Below are 223 nucleotides of genomic sequence, written 5' to 3'. Positions count from 1 at the left end.
CAACAGGTCAGTTCGAAGTGGTTGATGGAAATATTACCATCGACACAGATACCGTTGGTGTTCTTAATGGTACAGATGATCAAACTGCAGAAGTAAAAGCAGCAGTTGAAGCAGCAAATGCTGAAGCGGGCTTTAACAACCTAGTGCAGATTCTTGATACTAAAGGTGGTGACTCAGGTGACACGGGTGAGCTTCGATTAAAACTTGCTGACTCATCAACAGG

Annotated in this window: 1 pseudogene; it reads left to right on the top strand. The window is 43.9% G+C overall.

The features are described from left to right. Positions 1 to 223: pseudogene (locus tag AB4585_RS23165) on the top strand (hypothetical protein); the annotation flags it as partial.

Source organism: Vibrio sp. 10N.222.49.C9, from assembly GCF_041474985.1.
Classification (GTDB): Bacteria; Pseudomonadota; Gammaproteobacteria; order Enterobacterales; family Vibrionaceae; genus Vibrio; species Vibrio crassostreae_C.
This window is presented reverse-complemented; position numbering and strand designations above follow the sequence as displayed.